An 18636-nucleotide genomic window follows, 5' to 3' on the forward strand; every position below is an offset into this window, starting at 1 on the left:
GAATATCTCCGCTTAACGCTTCGGCGCGGCAGGAGCCGCCGGCGAATTTGCTGCCGGACTTGCTGCCGACGCCTTGGCTGGCGCAGATGCCGGGGCCGCTGCAGGTGCAGGTGATGCTGCTGCTGCTGCTGCTGCTGCTGCTGCTGCGGGTGCATTTGCAGACCCGTTTGCAGGCGCAGTTGCTGGCTCGACCGCTTCGGTCGCCGTCACCGGTGCGCCCGGGCCGATTTTCTGCAAGCCTTCAACGATCACGCGGTCGCCGGCCACCAGCCCGCCATCGACCAGCCAGTTGCTGCCGACCACGCGATTGGCGCGCACTGCGCGCGGCTCGACCTTGCCCTGCGGGTTGACCACCATGGCGGTCGCATTGCCCTTGGGATCGCGCGTGATGGCTCGCTGCGGAACCAGCAGTGCATCCTGGCGCACGCCGCTGCCGAGCACCGCCCGCACATAGGTTCCCGGCATCAGGATGTTTTCAGGGTTCGGGACCAGCACGCGCAACGCGAAGCTGCCGGTAGCCGGATCGACCGTCACATCCGAGAACGCCAGCTTGCCGCTGTGCTTGTAGATGCTGCCGTCTTCCAGCGCAATGCGGACCGGCACGTCGCTGGATTTGCTCAGCGTTCCGGCCGCGATTTCCTTGCGCAGTTGCAGCAGTTCGCTGCTCGACTGGGTCACATCGACATAGACCTTGTCGAGTTGTTGCACGGTCGCCAGCGGCGTTGCCTGGTTGGCGGTCACCAGCGCGCCCGGCGTTACCGAAGACTTGCCGATGCGGCCGCTGATGGGGGAGGTAATGCGGGCGTATCCCAACACCACGCTGTTGCTTTGCACCGCGGCCTGCGCGGCGGCCACATCGGCCTGCGCCTGGCTCAGTGTGGCGGCGGCGTTTTCGTTGTCCTGTTTGCTGATCGCATCGATCTGGACCAGTTCGGCCGAACGGCTGGCGGTCAGCTGCGCCGATTTCAGCGAGGCCTGCGCGCGTGCCAGTGCGGCCTGCGCGCTGGCCAGGTTGGCGCGATAGGTCGCATCTTCCAGCTGGTACAGCGGCTGCCCCGCTTTCACCAGTCCGCCCTCGGTGAACAGGCGTTCCCTGACCAGGCCATTGACCTGTGGCCGCACTTCGGCAATCAGCAAGGGATTGACGCGGCCCGGCAATTCGCGCGTTAGCTGGACTTCCTGCGGCTTGAGCGTCACCACGCTGACGGCCTGGGGTGGCCGCGCGGCCGGCGGCGGCGCGTCTTTCTTGCCGCAGGCGGAAAGCAGGGCCAGGCCCAGCATCAGGGCAAGGGTGGGAACGCGGGAGTTCTTGTATGAGGTCGGCATGGGAAACCTTGGAAGCGACAGGGCGGACGGTGAATTCAGTGGGGGTACGGTGATGCGGTACCACGGGAACCAGCATGGTAGCACAAAAGAATGAACGTTCATTCTCAGTAACTTTCTGGCAATTACTGGTGGCAAGCGGAGCCGAGGCGAGCTTGCAAACATGATATTTCCACATTTCGCTTGTGTGCGTGCAAGACAGCATGCGCAGCAGGACCGGGAGGGGCGCGGCAATGCTTCATAATGGCGCCATTCAGGCCCGCCATCGGCGCCCTTGTCGAGCCCGAACCGTCGACCTGCGCTTGAGCCGACCCTGAGCCGAACCCGGCCGCCGCGCAATGCCATGGCACCCGTACCCGATTCGCCCAAGGAGCAAACTTGACCCTCTACACGAAGACCTTCGTGATCGCCGTCGCTGCACTGTGCGGATTTGCCCTGTACGGCATATTGACGCCGTTCTGGGGCCCGCTGGCGTGGGGCATCAGCCTGGCCTTCCTGCTCGCCCCATTGCATCGCAGGCTGACGCGCAAGCTGAACGGGCGCGCCAACGCCTCGGCCGGCATCCTCACCGCGCTCGTGCCAGTCCTGCTGGCCGGGCCGCTGCTCGGGCTGGGCGCAGTATTTGCCAGGCAGGTCGCTGATGTGGCCGCGCGCCTGCAAAAGAATCCGCCGAGCCTGAACACCAGCCTGCTCGAGAAACTGGAGGAGAACCCCATACTCGGCAGCCTCTCCAGATGGCTGCGCCATAACATCGCCGCCACCACCGAACAGATCGAAGGCTGGATGGTCACCGGCGCCGAGAAGCTGATGCAGTCGCTGGCGACCAAGGGCGGCGACTTCGTCCTGGGAGCGCTGGATACGGTGATCCACTTCTTCCTGATGCTGTTCCTGCTGTTCTTCCTGCTGCGCGACGGCCAGGACATGCTCGACCGCGGCGTGCGCCTGGTACCGATGGATCGAGAGCGCAAGAATGAGTTGCTCAAGCTGATTGCCGGCACCACCCGCGCCGTCGTGTTCGGCGAGATCCTGACCGCCCTCGCCCAGGGAGCGCTGGTCGGGATCGGCTTCCAGATAGCCGGGGTACCTTCGGCCGTCCTGTTCGGTGTGCTGGCTGCCGCGCTGGCGCTGCTGCCGATGGGCGGAGCGGCCATCGTCTGGTTACCGGCCACCATTTACCTGGCCTTCACATCGGAATGGGGCTGGGCCTTGTTCATGCTGGCTTGGGGCACTGGCGTTTCGGTCATCGACAACGTGATGCGGCCCTTGCTGGTGGCAAGCCAGGCGCCGGTATCGACGCTGGCCGTGTTTGTCGGCGTCGTCGGCGGCATCTCCGCGTTCGGCATGGTCGGCGTGATCATCGGCCCGGTGGTGCTGACCGTCATCATCGCGCTGCTGGGTTACCTCGACGAGTCGCTGACGCGCCGCAGCTGACCGGTGCCGGTGGCTTGAGGGAGGTTTCCGCCCAAGCAAAAAAAATGCCCCGTTCGCACGGGGCATTCTGTTGCCAACTCTGGGCAGGCTGTCTGCACAGCCTGCCTGGCGAGCAATTTCCTCAGGTCAGAAACGACGGCGACGGACTCCGCCAGTCGATGGACCCTTGCTGTCCAGATGGCGGAAAGTGATCCGGCCCTTGGTCAAATCGTAAGGCGACAATTCCAGCGACACGCGATCGCCAGCCAGGATGCGGATGTTATGACGGCGCATCTTTCCGGCGGTGTAAGCGATCAGGACGTGCCCGTTTTCCAGGCTGACGCGAAAACGCGAGTCCGGCAGTATCTCGGTGACCAGGCCACCCATTTCAATCAGTTCTTCTTTCGACATGTATTCTCCAGTTTTGGCGCCGCGCGGATCGCGCCCGGCACGGGCAGATGCAATCGGATTCCGGAAAACCGGAACAGTGCAAGCAATTGCTGCAGCGGCAGCAGTGAGTAGGCTCTGCGAAGCGCCGCTGACTGGCGAGCAGAGAGAGTCGTGATGGGCGCTGTTGCGCCCGGCGACGAGATGGGAGTTCGCCGACAGCCGGCATTATACCTTCTCGCTGCAGGTAGTGCTGATATATGGGGTCAGACTCGATTTAACCACGCGTTTCGGCTACCTGTGCGCGAAAAGTCAAGACCAGCCCCCTACACGAATCAAGATGGGGTCAGACTCGACAAATATAAGGGGGCAGACTCGATTTAACCGCGAGTTTTTTTGGGGTCAGACTCGATTTAACCGCGTGTTCTGGCTACTTGTGCGGGATAGGTCAAGACCTGACTCCGGTTGGGCCTTCGTAGCGTTCCAGCGCTGCGCAAAGCTGCTTGCGCATTTCGTCGCGCAGTTTCGCCGGCGCTACCACTTCGACGTCGGGACCAAAGGCCAGCAGCCACCAGCGCAGCCGGCGCGTCAGTTGCACGCTTGCCACCACCCGCACTTCGCCGGGGCCGGTGTCGGTGATGACCTGGTCTTCGCTCAGTTTTGTTTCCTTCAGATGCTCGCCGGCGTAGTTCGACATCCGGATCGTCAGCTTGACGGCCTTGCCGTATTCGCCGAAGCCCAGCCCGCCCTGGGCAATGTAATGGTCCAGGTCAAAGCCCGGCGGCGTCACGACTTCCTGTTCCAGCACCTTGGCCTTGCGGATCCGGTGCAGCGCAATCAAGCGAATGTCGGGATAGCCGTCATAGTTGACCACGGCGTAGAAAATCTGCCCGTGCTGCACCAGCCCCAGCGGATGAACGGTCCGCTCATCCGCCTCCGGCGAGCGGTAGCGAATCTGCAGGCAGCGGTTCTGCATCAGGGCCGCATGGACCTCGCGCAGCACCTCGGCGGAGGCGGAAGCCGGCAGCAAGGGCTGGCCCGGCTCCACGCAGCGCACCTTGCGCAACCAGTTGCGCGCCAGCGAGGGGCCCACTTCGCGATTGACCTGCTCGCGGGCGGCGATGAAGTAAGGCTGCAGTTGTTCCCCGATCCCGCTGGGCAGCAGGTTGGAACTGAATTTTTCCAGCAACTGGAAGGCGAATGCCTCCGACAGGCTCAGCCCCGGCAGGTTCCAGACCGGCGCGGTCTTGCTCCAGTACCAGCCGTGCGGCTTGCTCTCGTCGTCGCACAGGATGGGAACCATGGCCGACAGCGCCTGCAGGTCCCTTTGCACGGTGCGTTCGGTGGTGTCGTAGCCCAGATCCGCCAGGCGGCGGTGCAACTGCTGCGGCGAGATTTTTCCTTGCCGCGGCACGTGGCGAAGCATTTCTATCTGCCGCATCAGTGCGTCTGCCAATGCCACTCCCCTCTGTCATTATTCTTGTGACGGGTACTGGCGCAGGAAAATTTTCAGCGCTGCGCGTGCCCGATCGATATGGTGCTTACCGTATCATGGCAAGCTTGGGCTGTCGATTCCGTTGCGTGCTCCTGTGCTCGCAACGGGATCTCGTTGCGACACGGCTCGTCGCAGCATCGGGCAATACTGCAGCATCGCCAGTCCACCGCCGACCCACCGCCACCATCAGAACCCAGCGCCGCCAAACCGAATGCTCAATATAGTCAGTTCGAACCGCACCGAAGCCCTGCTGGCCCTGCTGGTCGCCCGGCTGCGAACCGCCGACAGCGCCGGCCCTTTTGCTTCCTGGCAGATCGTGGTGCCCAGCATCGCCATGCGCACGCTGCTGCAGAACCAGATCGCAGCGCACATGGGGATCTGCGCCAACGTCGAGTTTTCTTTTCTGGCCCAGTGGCTGTGGACCCAGGTGGCGCGGCTGACGCCGGTCAGCGAGGAGTCGCCGCTGGCGGCGGAGGCGATGGTCTGGCGCATCCATGCAACGCTGGAAGACGAGTCCTTCGTGGCGGCCCATCCGCGCCTGTCCTCGTGGCTGGAAAAGGCCGACCCGGCCATGCGCTACGACCTGTGCCAGCGGGTCGCGGCGCTGTTCGACAAGTACATGACCTACCGCACGGAATGGATGGAAGCCTGGATGGGCGGCCGTACCGTCAGCCTGGGGGAGGGCGGGGAGGGCGGGAAGGGTGAGGATGCAGACGAAGCCAGGGAGGACCAGCGCTGGCAGATGGCGCTCTGGCAGCGCATCGCCGCCGGCATGAATCTCCCGGGCCGGCACCCCTTCGTCGAGTTCCTTGAGCTGCTGAAACGCTATGACCAGCCAGCGCTGGAAGCGCTCGGCATGCCGGCGGAAATCCACGTCTTTGCGCTGCCGGCCATTCCGCCGATCTACCTGCGCATGCTGGAACGGCTGTCGGCCCACGTCGACATCCATCTCTATCTGATCAATCCCTGCCAGGAATACTGGTTCGATATCGTCGATCCGAAGCGGCTCAGCTACCTGGCTGCCAAGGGCAAGGACCAGCATCTCGAAGTCGGCAACCGCTTGCTGGCAATGTGGGGAAAGCAAAGCAAGACCTTCCTCGAACTGTTGCTGCAGGATCCGGCGCCGGGCACCGATGAGGCCCTGTTCGTTCCGCCCGACGAGGTCACGCTGCTCGGCCAGTTGCAGGCCGCGGTGTTCGACATGCGCGAGATCGAGCCGGGCTCTGCTGCCGGCATGGAATGGGACGGCAGTATCGAATTCCACGCCTGTCACACGCTGTCGCGTGAACTGGAAGTGCTGCAGGACCGATTGCTTGCGCGCTTCAATCAAGAAGATGGCGAGGATGGCGCGGGCGGGGCAAACGCACCATCGCCATCGCAGGTGCTGGTGGTCGTCCCCGACCTGGAACAGGCGGCACCGTTGATCGATGCGGTGTTCGGCAGCGCTACCGGAGCGCGGCGCATTCCCTACCGCATCACCGGACGTCCGGCCAGCAGCGCCAATCCGGTGGCCGGCGCATTGCTGGAACTGATTTCGATCGCCGGTTCGCGCTACTACGCCAGCGCAGTGTTCGGACTGCTGCAGAACTCCTTGATCGGCGCCCGCGCCGGCATCACGCCGTCCGGACTCGACGTCATCCTTGGCTGGCTGCCGGCCACGCAGACGCACTGGGGGCTGGACGCCGGGCAGCGCGCGGACTTCAATGCGCCGCCATCCGACCGCCATACCTTCCGCGAAGGCCTGGCGCGCCTGTATCTGGGCTATGCCTTGCCGCCCTCAGCGGAAGAGCCGTTCGCGGGCCTGCTCGCGCCGTGCAATGTGGAAGGCGACGACAGCCGCATCCTGGCCAGTTTCGACTGGTTCCTGCGCAAGCTCGCCGCGATGGAAGAGCGCCTGGCCCAGCCCGCCAGTCCGGAACAGTGGCGCAGCATCCTGCTCGACATTGCCGACGACTTCCTCGACGTCGCCCCCGAGCAGCTGGGCGACCTGGCCGGCACCCGCGCCGCCATCGCTGCGCTCACCGCCAACATGAGCGCCGGCGGCACGACCACGCTGCCTTTTGCCGTGGTCCGTTCCGCGCTGAAGGACGCGCTGGACGAACCGACCCGCGGCGGCTCACCGACCGGCTCGGTCACGTTCAGCGCGCTGCCCAGCTTGCGCAATCTTCCGTATGACACGGTGTGCATGCTCGGCATGTGCGACGGCGCCTTCCCGGGCGTGAACCGGCCGGCCGAATTCGACCTGATGCGGCTGATGCAAAAGGCCGGAGACCGCGACAAGCGCGTGGAGGAACGCAATCTTTTCCTGGACCTGATGCTGGCTGCCAGGAAGACGCTGTACATCAGCTACACCGGCCGCAGCGTGCGCGACAACACGCCGCTGCCGCCGTCGGTGCTGGTATCCGACCTGCTCGACTATCTTGCCGAAGCCACGGCCGACGATCCGGATGACCGTGCCAGCCGCGCCGCCGCGCGCGCTGCATTGGTCCTTGAACACCCGCTGCAACCGTTTTCCGAAGCCTACTTCGATGGCCAGGGCGACCCGCGGCTGTTCAGCTTCCATGCCGAGTACTGCGATGCGCTGAAAGAGCGACGCGCCAGCCAGGAGCCGGCCGCAAGCGGGCAAGCGACGGCACTGGTGGCTGATGCAGCCCGTGCAGCCGAAGCAGCCGATGCAGCCGAAGCCGCCGAACCCGGTGACGTTGCCGAAAGCGACGACGATGAGCAAGTGGCGCAACAGCTGCCGGCATTTTTCGAGCACAGCCTGCCAGCACCGGGCGACGAGTGGCGCCGGGTATCGCCCGCGCAGCTGATCGAGTTTTTCAAGAACCCCTGCAAGTACCTGCTGCGGCGGCGCATGCGGCTGACATTGCCCGAGGATGCGGCTGGCATCGACGACGACGAAGCCTTCCTGCCAGACCATCTGTCCGCGATCCGCCTGGCCCAGCGGCTGCTGCCGCACATGCTCGCCGGCATGCAGCCGCAACAAATCCGGGAGCTGGCCGTCGCCGGCCTTGAATATCCCGCCGGCCCGCTAGGCGCGCTGCTGATGGATTCGGAACTGGATTCGATGTCCGGCTTCGCCCAGGACCTGCAAGCGATGATGGGTGCGCCGCTGCTGCCTCCCGTTTCCAGCACCATCGCTTTCACCATCGAAGGCGAGCAGTGGCTGCTCGAAGGCGCGCTGGCCGACGTGCGCGCCGACGGCCTGCTGCGCTACCGTTATGCCGATGCCACCGTGGCCGATTACCTGACGGCGTGGATTTCCCACCTGTTCCTGAACGCTTGCCAAGGCCAGCCCCACAAGACCGAATGGCTGGCCCGCAACGGACGCTTCGGATTCAATCCGGTCGAGGACCCCGCAGCCCTGTTGCAGCAGCTGATCGCCCTGTACCGGCGCGGCCTGTCGCAGCCGCTGCACTTCTTCCCGAAATCGGCCTGGGAAAGCATCAAGAAAGACAATCCGAACGCAGCGCGCAGTAAGTGGACCGGCGGCATGTTCGCCGGCGAGGGCGACGATGCCGCCTATCAGCTTGCACTGCGCGGCCTGCCCGATCCGCTCGACGGCGAATTCGCTGAACTGTCCGAAACCGTCCTCGTCACCATGAAGCGCCACCTCGATTCGGATCCGCTATGAGCACCCCGGAACAATTCAATCTGTTGCAGTGCTCGCTCGACACGCGCACGCTGATCGAAGCCTCGGCCGGCACCGGCAAGACCTGGAACATCTCCGGCCTGTACCTGCGCCTGCTGCTGGAAAAAGGGCTGCGGGTGGAAGATATCCTGGTCGTGACTTTCACCAAGGCGGCGACCGCAGAACTGCGCGAGCGCATTCGCACCCGCATTGTTGAAATGCTGGATTGCCTGCGCCAGGGCGGCGTGGTGGAAGACGGCTTCCTGACCGGCCTGGCGCAGATGCTGACCGCAGGGCAAGGTGAAGAAAAAGGCCGGACACTACCGGACATGATCACGCTGCTCGACCTGGCCCTGCAGTCGTTTGACGAAGCCGCCATCTGCACCATCCACTCGTTTTGCCAGCGCGCGTTGGCGGAATCGCCATTCGCGGCCGGCATGCCGTTCACCACCGAGATCACGCAGGACGACAGCCAGGAACTGGGCGAGGCAGTCAACGACTTCTGGCGCCGCAACATGAGCCAGGGCGGACTGAGCCCTACCTTCGCGCGCTACCTGCTGGAGCGCAAGGACAACCCGGAAAAATTCCAGAAGCTGCTCAAGCGGCATGTGGGCAAGCCCAAGTCCCGCATCATGTGGCCTGCTGCGCAGAGCATGGACATCGAAGCGGCACAGGCGCGCATCAACGACATTTTTGCTGCCGCAAAAGAAACCTGGACCACCGACGCCGCCGCAATCCAGGACCTGCTGGCCGGCGCCGGCCTGAAGGCCTCGCACAATGAAGAAAAGCTGGCGGGAGCCTACGCCGAATGCGACAAGTATTTCTCCGCAGCCACCCGGCCCGAAAAAATCACCAGCGGGATGAAGCGGCTGAGCACATCGAAACTGGAAGACGCGGTCAGGTCCGGCAAGACGGCCCCGGTCCATCCCTTCTTTGACCAGATGGAAGCGCTGACCGTCGAACTGCCCGACCTGGTCAGCGAGGTCAAGACCGCGCTCCACGCCGAGCGCATGCAACTGATCCGCGCCTTGCTGGAGCAGGGCACTGAAGCGCTGCGCGATTCCAAGCGCGCCAAGCGCATGGTGTCCTACGACGATTTGCTGGTGAACCTGCACAGCGCGCTGACCGACGGCAGCTCGCCGTGGCTGGCCGCTTCGCTGCAGAAGCGCTACCCGGTTGCCCTGATCGATGAATTCCAGGACACCGACCCGCTGCAGTTCGACATCTTCAGCCAGGTCTACAGCAGCGACGACGCCTCCCTGTTCCTGGTCGGCGATCCCAAGCAAGCAATCTACAGTTTCCGCAATGCCGACCTGCATACCTACCTGCAGGCAAAGCACGCAGTCCAGGCGACCTATACGCTGGCCAGCAACCAGCGTTCTTCCGAAGGCCTGATCGCAGCGTTGAACAGCCTGTTCACAAGCAACCCGAATGCCTTCATGCTGCCCGGGCTCGAGTATTACCCGGTTCGCTTCGGCGAAAAAAAGCGGATGGCATTTGCCGACCCCAGCAGCCCGGCCGCCGACCTGCAGGTATGGATGCTGCCGCATGAAGACGGCCGCATCCTCGACCGTGCGGCGGTGCGCGACCGCGCCACCGCTGCCACCGCCAGCGAGATTGCGCGCCTGGTCAGCCGCGGCGCGGCAGGCGAGATCGTGCTGGACGGCCGGCCGCTGGCGCCGGGCGACATTGCCGTGCTGGTGCGCTCGCACTCGCAAGCCGCCCGCATCCGCGACGCACTGTCCGCGCGCGGCGTCAGCAGCATAGAAATTTCGCAGCAAAGCGTGTTCGAGAGCAGCGACGCCGCCGACGTCGAAGCCGCGCTGTGCGCGATCATGGACCCGACCCGCCTTGGCCTGGTGCTGGCCGCGCTGGCCACGCCCTTGCTGGGCTGCACCGCGGCCGAGATCGACCAGATCGCCGCCAGCGAGACGCAACTGATGCGCTACGTCGAACGCTTCGCAAAGTATCGCGACACCTGGTTCAGCCACGGCCTGGGCCTGATGTTCCGCCAGTTCATGGAGGCCGAAGGGGTAAGCCGCCGCATGCTGCGCCGTCCCGACGGCGAACGTCGCATGACCAACCTGCGCCACCTGGGCGAATCGCTGCAACAGATACAGCAGCAATCGCTGACGCCCGAGTCCGCGCTGCGCTGGCTTCAGACGCAACGGCAGGATGCCGGAGGCGACGAGGCCGGCCAGTTGCGGCTGGAATCGGACCGGGACCTGGTGCAGATCCTGACCATCCACAAATCCAAGGGGCTGGAGTATCCGATCGTTTTCTGTCCCTACATGTGGGATGCCTACCAGCACAGCGCCGGCGGCATCGAAGGTCGGGAGTATCACGACGACAATGGCGAACTGCTGGTGGATTTCCGCATCGACGAGGAATCTGAAAAGAAGGCCAAGGTCGCCATGCGCGACGAAAGCAATGCCGAAACGCTGCGCCTGTACTACGTGGCGCTGACGCGCGCGTCGCACCGCTGCTACCTGATCGCGGGGCCGTATTCCCGTAGATCCGGCAAAGGAACCAGCATCAAGGAAAGCTGCCGCGGCATGCTCAACTGGCTGGTGAATGCTTCAGGAACATCAGCCGCTGCGTGGCACGACAATCTGGTTTCGCCGGAGCAGATAAGACAGTCATGGGACGCCTGGGCCGCCGGCTCGCCGCATGTGCTGCTGCGCGAACTGGAGCAGGTCGACACCAACGCGGTCGCCCGCGTCACATTGCGCGACAAGCCGCTGAATGCCCGCGCCGCCAGCGTGTTCCTCAAAGACGACTGGCGCGCCAGCAGCTTCTCGGGACTTTCGCGCGCGCTGGGCGAGTCGCAAGCCGCCGATCATGACGCCCATGTGGCGGCACAGTCCGCGCCTGCGCTGCGGCCCGTAGCGCAAGAGTCGGCCGAGCTGGCCGAACTGGCCGAAGACGACATCCTGCTGTTCCCGCGCGGCACCGCCGCCGGCGAATGCATGCATGCCGCATTCGAGTTTGCCGACTTTACCGACAGCAGAGGCTGGGCTGATGCAGCAGGGCGGGCGCTGCACCACTTCCCGCAGCCGACCGACAAGATCAGCCCTGAGCGCCAGCAAACCATGCTGCACAAGCTGCTTGCTGATGTGCTGGCGACCGAACTCGGCCAAGGCGTGCAGCTGTCGCAGGTTGGCAAGCGCAAGCGCCTGACCGAGATGGAATTCAATTTTCCGTCCAATGGCCTGCGTGCCGCCGACCTGAACGGCCTGCTGCGCGAATTCAGCTACGCCATGCCGCCGCTCAACTTCAGCAAGCTCGATGGATTCCTGAAAGGATTCATCGACCTGGTGTTCGAGCACGACGGCAAGTTCTACCTGCTGGACTGGAAGTCCAACCACCTGGGGTACCGGCCCGGAGACTATCGCCAGGAGCGGCTGCACGAAGCGATGGCCGAGCATGGCTACTACCTGCAGTATCTGCTCTATACCGTCGCGCTCGACCGTTACCTGCGCTTGCGCATGCCCGGCTATTCTTACGAGCAGCATTTCGGTGGCGTGTTCTACCTGTTCGTGCGCGGCGTGCGCCCGGCATGGCAGCGCGACGATGCCAGCCTGGGCATTTATTTCGACCGTCCCCAGTGGTCATGCATCGAAGCGTTCGAGCGCCTGGTCGGCAACACCCTTGATCGGGAGGCAGCATGAGCACGATGGAAATGCCCGACACCGACGTCCTGCTGGCCAACGGCTTTGCCGCGCGCGTCGCTGCATGGGCCAGGCAAATACATGAAGCCCGCGCAGAGCCACTGGCCAAGGAGACGGCACAAGCCCTTTATCGCGCCGCCTGGCACGCCAGCCGTGCCACCAGCACCGGGCATGTGTGCGCGCTGCTGGCCGACATTGCGTCGGAAGAGGGCGAGCCGGACACCGCGGCATGGCGCCGCCTGCTGCTAGCCAGCGGCGTGGTTGGCACCCCGGCCGAGCCCGGCGCCTGCCCGCTGATCCTTGACCAGGCAGACCGCCTGTACCTGCACAAATACTTCGGCTTCGAGACATCGCTGGCCAAACGCTTGCTGGAAGCCGACTGGTCGCCCAAGCCGCCGACCGCTGCCACTGGCGAACTGCTGAACCGCCTGTTCGACCGCGGAAGTGCGCAGATCGGTGACGAAGCCGACTGGCAAAAAATTGCCGCCGCACTGGCCTTGCTGCGCCCGGTCACCATCATCAGCGGCGGTCCGGGCACCGGCAAGACCACCACCGTCGCCAATATCCTGGCCTGCCTGCTGGCCGACAATCCGGCTTGCCGCATTGCGCTGGCCGCGCCGACCGGCAAGGCCGCAGCCCGCATGCTGGAGGCATTGAACGCCCGCGCCGCATCGATCCCGGCGGAACTGGTCGCGCGCTTTCCGCAGGAATCGTTCACCGTGCACCGCTTGCTTGGCGTCACGCCATCGCCCGGCGTGTTCCGGCACGACGCCCAGCGTCCGCTGGCGATCGACGTGCTGGTGGTGGATGAAGCCTCCATGCTCGACCTGGCACTGGCCGCAAGGCTGTTCGACGCCGTACCCCGCAGCGCCCGCATCATCCTGCTGGGAGACAAGGACCAGTTGGCCGCAGTGGAAGCCGGCGCAGTGTTTTCCGAACTGAGCGCGAATCCCGAACTGGGCGATGACGTGGTGCAGGCAGTGGCCGCGGTGTCCGGAACGCCACCGGCGCTGGTGCGGCCGCCATTGCAGGCACGCGGACCTGGCGTGCGGGATGCAGTGGTCTGGCTGACCCGCAACTACCGCTTCGGCAAGGACTCCGCGATCGGCAAACTGGCCGCGCTGGTGGTCGCCGGCGAGGCCGCAAAGACGGTCGAATTCCTGCAACAGCAGACCCCGTCGCAGATCAATTGGTTGGCCGATGAAGGCGACCAACTGCCGCCGGCCGCGCTCGACCTGGCAGCGGAAGGCTTCCTGCCCTATGTCAGCGCGGTGCAGAAATCGGAACAGGATCCGTTGGCGGTGTCTGCCGCATTCGACCAGTTCCGCGTGCTATGCGCGATCCGTAATACCGCGCGCGGCGTAGCCGGCATGAACCAGGCGCTGACGGCGCGGCTGCAGGACTTGCTGCCGGCAGATGCGCCACCGCCCTGGTATGTAGGCCGGCCGGTGATCGTGACCCGCAACGACTACACGCTGCGGCTGTTCAACGGCGACATCGGCATTGCCCTGCGCGACAGCGAGGGCGAACTGATGGTGATGTTCCCCGACCGCGAACTGGGCTTCCGGCCGGTGGGAATTGCAAGGCTGCCGGAACACGAAACCGCGTGGGCCATGACGGTACACCGCGCGCAAGGCTCGGAGTTCAATAATGTGATGGTGGTGCTGCCAGGCAGGGAGTCGCGCGTGGTGACGAGGGAGTTGCTCTACACCGCAGTGACCAGGACCAGGGAAGGATTGACCGTGGTTGGCGCAGCGGCAGCAGTGGGCAGTGCGGTCGGGACGAAGACGGTGAGGGCGACGGGATTGTCTGATCGGCTATCCGGGATATGACGTGAACTGATTTGCCGCTGTACCGCACTACCGCTAGCCACCAAACCCAGGAACCCAGATGCGATTCATCCATGCCGCCGACGTCCACCTCGACAGCCCCCTGCACGGCCTGAGTGCCTACCCGGACGCGCCCACCGAATTGCTGCGTAACGCCACCCGCCGCGCATTCGAAGCCCTGGTCGAGCATGCGATCGAAGAGAAAGTCGACTTCCTGGTCATCGCCGGCGACCTCTACGACGGCGGCTGGCGCGACCACAACACCGGGATCTTTTTCTGCAAGCAAATGGGCCTGCTCAAAAAAGCCGGCATCCCCGCCTTCGTCCTGTTCGGCAACCACGATGCCGAAAGCGAGATGACCAAGAAGCTGCAGATGCCCGACAACGTGCGCCTGTTCGACACCCGCAAGCCGCAGACACACCTGATCGGCGACCTGAACGTCGCCCTGCACGGCCACAGCTACAAGGACAAGGCCACCTTCGACAATCTCGTCCCCGGCTACCCGTCACCGGTGCCGGGCTGCTTCAACATCGGCGTGCTGCACACCGCGCTCGGCGGCTATGCAGCACACCAGAACTACGCTCCATGCTCGATCGACGAACTGCACGCCAAGGGCTATGACTACTGGGCGCTGGGCCACGTGCACGACTACGCCATCTGGCAGGACAAATCCACGATCGTATTCCCCGGCAACCTGCAGGGCCGCAACATCAGGGAGCAGGGACCCAAGGGCGCGGTAATGGTCACCGTCGCCGAAGATGGCAGCATCGACGTCGAACCCTTCCATGTCGATGTGCTGCGCTGGCAAACGGTGGCGGTAGACGCCGCGCCGTGCGCGACGCTGGCCGAGGTGGCGCAGGCAATCGGCCGCGCGCTGGAAGCGATGCTTGAATCCGGCCCGCAAAAGCCGCATGCAGTGCGCGTCAGCATCACCGGCAAGTCGGCCGCGCACGGCGAACTGTTCGGCTCAGAAGCCCAGTTGCGCGAGGAAGTGCTGGCCCAGATCGCCAGCATCGGCAACGAACGGCTCTGGCTGGAAAAGGTCAGCGTCAAGACCGCGCCCGTCACCGGCCATGACGACATCGAAAAGCGCATGGACGCGATTGCCGACATGCAGCAACTGCTGGAGGAAGCCAGCGCCGATCCGGATTTCCTGCAACAACTGCAGGCCGAATTCGCCCCCTTCCTGGCCAAGCTGCCGCACGAACTGTTCACCGCAGTACCCGACCTTCAATCACTGAAGGACGGCAAATTCGATGCACTGGTTCAGGACGTTTCTCCGGGCTTGCTGGCCCACCTGGCCGAAGGAGAAAAAGCATGAGGCTGCAAAAATGAGACTGAACACGCTGGAACTGATCCGCTACGGCAAATTCGCCGGCGAGACGCTTGAATTGCCAGGCGCAGAACACGATTTTCATTTCATCGTCGGCCCCAACGAGGCCGGCAAATCGACCATCCGCGCCGCCATTGCCGACCTCTTGTTCGGCATACCCGCCCGCTCGACCCACGCATTTCGCCATGAGTTGTCGCAGTTGCGGCTGGGTGCCGTGGCCCGGCACGAGCAGGTCGAGTTGTCTTTCGAACGCGCAAAGGCCAACAAGAGCACACTGCGCGACCGTGCCGACCAGCCCTTGCCGGACGCCGCCTTGCAGGAACTGCTGGGCAATGCCGACAAGAGCTTCTTCGAGCAGATGTTTGCACTGGACCACCAGTCGCTGATCAAGGGCGGGCAGGACATCCTGAATGCGTCCAGCAACCTTGGCCAGATACTGTTCCAGTCCGCCGCCGGCATCGACTCTTTGGGCCGCATCCACCAGGCGCTGGCCGATGAAGCAGAAGCCATCTGGACCCCGCGCAAGGCCGCCGGCCGCAAGTACTATGCCGCCGCCGACCTGTACGAGCAGGCGCTCAAGGAACTGAAAGAAGCGACGGTGCGTCCCAAGGAATGGACCGACGCGGCGCAGGCGCTGGCAGAGGTCGAAGCCAGGCTCGCCGAAGAAAAGCAGAACTACGAAAGGCTGGAGATCAAGCGCAGCCAGCTGGAACGCATACGCCGCACCGGCCCCGACCTGGCATTCCTGAAAAATCTGGAAGCGGATCTGGAAGCCGACCTGCAACAGCATGGCCCGGTACTGGAATTTGCGGAAGACGCCGCCGCCCGGCTGCGCAGCGCGCAAGACGAACTGGCGCGCGCCCAACCGGCGCTGAAAATCCATTGCGATCAAGTGGATGCGCTGAAGCAGGAACTCGACAAGATCGTCATCAACGCCAGGCTGCTGCAATCAGCCAGCGAGATCCAGGATCTGGAAGAGATGCGCCAGAAGTACAGTAACTACGAGCGCGACCTGCCAGCCCGCCAGAAGGAAGTCGAGAACCTGCTGGCCGGTGCCGCCGCGCTTGCCGCGCAACTGGGCTGGCCGCAAGACGAGCCCGGCCTGCGCGCCGCGCTGCCCGGCACGCTCGACCTGAGCCAGGTCAGCGATCTGGTCAAGACCAGGGGTGTGATCGCCGCAGCCGACGAATCCGCCCGGCGCACGGCCGACAAGAAAAGCCTGGAGCTGGACCGCATGCAGGCCGAGCTTGATGCCATACACGCGGTGCAGGTAGCGCCCGGCCTGGAAGCCGCGCTGCTCGAAGCACAAACCTGGCGCCAGGTCGACGCAGGGCTGCGCAAGCTGCACGACGCGGTGACATCGGCATCCACCGAACTTGACCTGCGCCTGCGCGCGCTCGGCCAATGGCAACAAAGCGCAGACGAGCTGCGCGCCATGCCCCTGCCTGCGGAAGACCGGGTGGCACGCTTGGGCGCGGAGCGGCAGAACATCACGATTGAAATCCGCAATGCCCGCAAGAACCTGGCCGACGCCGAAGCCCGCGCCGAGGCCACCGCACTGGAAATCACCCAGTTCAGGCAAGCCCGCCACCTGGTAAGCAGTGCCGAAGTGAGCGACGCCCGCAGCAAGCGCGACCACGCCTGGGTGCGCCTGAAGTCCGGACAGATCAGCCTGGAAGCGGGCGCACCGGCCGTGGACGAAGGCATCCATCTGTCGGACCAACTGGTGGACAGCCAGCTCGGATCCGTTTCCGAATCCGCCGAGCTGCTGAGCCTGCAGCAACGCCATCAGCGCGAGTTGCAGGCGGTGCAGCAACTGCAAAAGGCCATCGTCGACATTGAGTCCGCACTGGCCCGGCTGGAGCACGAATGGGCTGGCCTGTGCGCGCAGGCAGGCCTGGCCGGCATGAGCCTGGACGACATCCAGTCCTGGCTGGCACGGCGCGAAGTGGCGCTCAATGCAGCAAATATGCTGGAGGCGAAACAGGCCGACCTGGCAGACCAGCAGCGCCTGTCCGGCGCAGCATTCGACGCGCTACGCGCAGAGCTGCGCAAATCCGCAGCACAAGGCGCCGCCGATGCCAACGCCCATGCCAATGTCAACGCCAACGCCAATGCCTCGGTTTTGGACCTGCTGACCCAGGCCAGCCAGCATGTCACATCGGCCCAGGAAGCCAGGCTGCGCCGCAATGCATTGAGCGCACAGATCGACAAGGGCAAGGCCGACCTGCTCGATCTGCAACGCCAGGCCGACGACAGCCGCGCCCAACTGACAGCCTGGGACCAGCGTTGGGACAAGGCGCTGGCGACAGTGAAGCTGGAACGCTTCCGCGAATCGATCAAGACCGTAGATGATGCCGTGGCCCTGATCGGCCAGATAAAAGGCAATCTGGACAAGGCCAGCACCATTCACCAGGAGCGCATCGACCCGATGCGGGCCGACCTGGCAAGTTTTGCCGCCGTTGCCAGCGCTCTGGCGCACGATCTGGCGTCCGATCTGGCGTCGGATTTGCAGGCACAGGACCCATCCCTCATCGCAAAGCAACTGAACGCCCGGCTGCAGACCGAGCAGGCTGCCAGCAAGGAAGCCACCCGCATCGGCGAAGAGCTGGCCAAGGCAAGACAGCAAGTCAAGGATGCAGAAGAAAAAGTCGCCATCGCCCGCCTGAACCTGGCCCCCATGTTCGAACTGGCCGGCGTCAAGGAAACCGAAGCGCTGGCGCAGATGATCAAGCGATCCGACCGCAAGCGTGAGCTGGATCGCGCGATAGAGTCGGTCAAAGGCAGGCTGACCGCCAACAGCGACGCATTGCCGCTGGCGCAGATAGCCAGTGAAGTGCAGGCACAGGATATCTCTGCGGTGCCCTCCCGCCTGCAAAGCGTGATGGATGAATCCCGCCTTAGCCGGGAAGCCCAGGCCGCGCTGAACGAGAAGCACCTGGTCGCCCGGCAGGCGCTGGAAGCCATATCCGGCAGCGCCGACGCCGCGACTGCGGAAGCCCGGCGGCAGGAAGCGCTGTCAGAGATGGCGCAAGCCTGCGAGCGCTACATCAAGGTGGCCACCGCCGGCAAGTTGCTGAAGTGGGCAATCGACCGTTACCGCGACCGCAAGCAAGGCCCGCTGCTGGCGCGGGCAGGGGAGATTTTCAGAGGGCTGACGCTGGGCGGATTCAGGAAGCTGGAGGTCGATTTTGAAACCCAGCCCTACGCGCTGGCGGCCCGCCGCGAAACCGGAGAGCTGGTCGGCATACCCGGCATGAGCGAAGGCACCCGCGACCAGCTGTTCCTGGCGCTGCGGCTGGCTGCACTGGAACTGCACCTGGGACAGGCGACACCGCTGCCCTTCATTGCCGATGACCTGTTCGTCAATTTCGATGACGAACGGACCAAGGCAGGGCTGCTAGCGCTGCGCGAGTTGAGCGTGAAGACGCAGGTGATATTCCTGAGTCATCACGACCATATGGTGGGGATGGTGAAGGAGGTGTTTGGTGAGAAGGTGAATGTGGTGGACGCAGAGGGCATCATCCGTCGAGCGACCATATAGCTCCCTCCCT

Annotated in this window: 9 protein-coding genes; 6 read left to right on the plus strand and 3 right to left on the minus strand. The window is 64.4% G+C overall.

The annotated features are described in order from the left end of the window. Positions 1-12 precede the first annotated feature (12 nt). Positions 13-1326 carry an efflux RND transporter periplasmic adaptor subunit gene (locus FVE66_RS02460; protein WP_151445791.1) on the minus strand — a complete coding sequence of 438 codons (1314 nt, stop codon included), beginning with the start codon at positions 1324-1326 and terminating at the stop codon, positions 13-15. 375 nt (positions 1327-1701) lie between these two features. On the opposite strand from FVE66_RS02460, the gene FVE66_RS02465 reads away from it, so the two are divergent. Then, complete coding sequence (locus FVE66_RS02465) at positions 1702-2754, plus strand: AI-2E family transporter (RefSeq protein ID WP_151445792.1); 1053 nt, start codon at positions 1702-1704, stop codon at positions 2752-2754. A gap of 126 nt (positions 2755-2880) precedes the next feature. On the opposite strand, the gene infA is transcribed toward FVE66_RS02465, so the two are convergent. After that, positions 2881-3144, minus strand: coding sequence for a translation initiation factor IF-1 (infA, locus tag FVE66_RS02470; RefSeq protein ID WP_151445793.1), 264 nt, complete (start codon positions 3142-3144; stop codon positions 2881-2883). Between the two features lie 424 nt (positions 3145-3568). Continuing rightward, on the minus strand, positions 3569-4576 hold the full coding sequence (locus FVE66_RS02475) for a helix-turn-helix transcriptional regulator (RefSeq protein WP_151445794.1): 1008 nt from the start codon (positions 4574-4576) through the stop codon (positions 3569-3571). A gap of 250 nt (positions 4577-4826) precedes the next feature. Between FVE66_RS02475 and recC the strand changes: the two genes are divergently transcribed. From recC to FVE66_RS02500, 5 genes are read left to right on the plus strand one after another with little or no spacing between them, the layout of a single operon-like run. After that, positions 4827-8252 carry an exodeoxyribonuclease V subunit gamma gene (recC, locus tag FVE66_RS02480; protein WP_151445795.1) on the plus strand — a complete coding sequence of 1142 codons (3426 nt, stop codon included), beginning with the start codon at positions 4827-4829 and terminating at the stop codon, positions 8250-8252. After that, positions 8249-11920 (plus strand): exodeoxyribonuclease V subunit beta, encoded by a 3672-nt coding sequence (recB, locus tag FVE66_RS02485; protein ID WP_151445796.1) that lies wholly within the window; start codon positions 8249-8251, stop codon positions 11918-11920. The genes recC and recB overlap by 4 nt, the downstream gene beginning before the upstream one ends. Next, complete coding sequence (gene recD / locus FVE66_RS02490) at positions 11917-13752, plus strand: exodeoxyribonuclease V subunit alpha (RefSeq protein WP_151445797.1); 1836 nt, start codon at positions 11917-11919, stop codon at positions 13750-13752. The genes recB and recD overlap by 4 nt, the downstream gene beginning before the upstream one ends. Before the next feature lie 58 nt (positions 13753-13810). Then, positions 13811-15070 carry a metallophosphoesterase family protein gene (locus tag FVE66_RS02495; protein ID WP_151445798.1) on the plus strand — a complete coding sequence of 420 codons (1260 nt, stop codon included), beginning with the start codon at positions 13811-13813 and terminating at the stop codon, positions 15068-15070. A 10-nt stretch (positions 15071-15080) separates the two neighbouring features. Beyond that, positions 15081-18626, plus strand: coding sequence for an ATP-binding protein (locus FVE66_RS02500; protein ID WP_161993164.1), 3546 nt, complete (start codon positions 15081-15083; stop codon positions 18624-18626). Positions 18627-18636 lie beyond the last annotated feature (10 nt).

It is taken from the genome of Lacisediminimonas profundi (assembly GCF_008831265.1).
In the GTDB taxonomy this organism is placed as follows: Bacteria; Pseudomonadota; Gammaproteobacteria; order Burkholderiales; family Burkholderiaceae_D; genus Lacisediminimonas; species Lacisediminimonas profundi.